General features: G+C 61.2%; 1 protein-coding gene. It reads left to right on the top strand.

What is annotated here, in order from left to right; all coding sequences use genetic code 11:
- Positions 1-116 precede the first annotated feature (116 nt).
- The gene (locus BA895_RS19360; protein ID WP_070193537.1) at positions 117-476 is read left to right on the top strand and encodes a hypothetical protein; all 360 of its coding nucleotides are present in this window, start codon (positions 117-119) and stop codon (positions 474-476) included.
- The last annotated feature ends 179 nt before the right edge of the window (positions 477-655 follow it).

Below are 655 nucleotides of genomic sequence, written 5' to 3'. Positions count from 1 at the left end.
ATGTGCGGGGGTTCGTGTGGTTCGGACTTAGGGGTTTGCGGGCGGTCTCCCCGGGGCCGCGCAGCATGGACGACAGCGATGCTCTGCTGTAGCCTCCGGCCAAAGGAGGACCACTGATGGACAAGGTGTTTGACAGGTTGCGTGCGATCCTCGACCCGTACCTAGACGCCCTGGTCGTGACCGTAGACGGGCCAGGCAACTTTTACCTAAACACCGCCGATGTTGCAAGCAACGGTCGGCCGCGAGCCTTCGGTGGGGTGCAGACCAAGAAGAACTACGTGAGCTACCACCTCATGCCGGTGTACGAGAACCCCGACCTCTTGCGGGACATTTCCCCCAAGTTGCGGGCCAGGATGCAGGGCAAGTCGTGCTTCAACTTCAAAACCGTAGATGAGGACCTCTTTGCGCAGCTGGCCGATTTGACCGGACGCGGCTACTCGGACTTCGAGATGCAAGGGAAACTCTCGAACGGATGAGGCAATGACGGTTAGCGGGTTACGGATCGAGCGCGGCTAGGGGGTGCTCAGGTCGGTGTGGCCGTGTCAACCAAACTTGGCCCCACCGGGACGGGGCAGATTCAGATTCCAGACAACGTCGCAACACTGCTCGACCTCGATCGTGGCCGTCAGCCGGGGGCGTCCTCAACGCGGCATGA

Origin of the sequence: Humibacillus sp. DSM 29435 (assembly GCF_001758225.1) — a bacterium.
Classification (GTDB): domain Bacteria; phylum Actinomycetota; class Actinomycetes; order Actinomycetales; family Dermatophilaceae; genus DSM-29435.
This window is presented reverse-complemented; position numbering and strand designations above follow the sequence as displayed.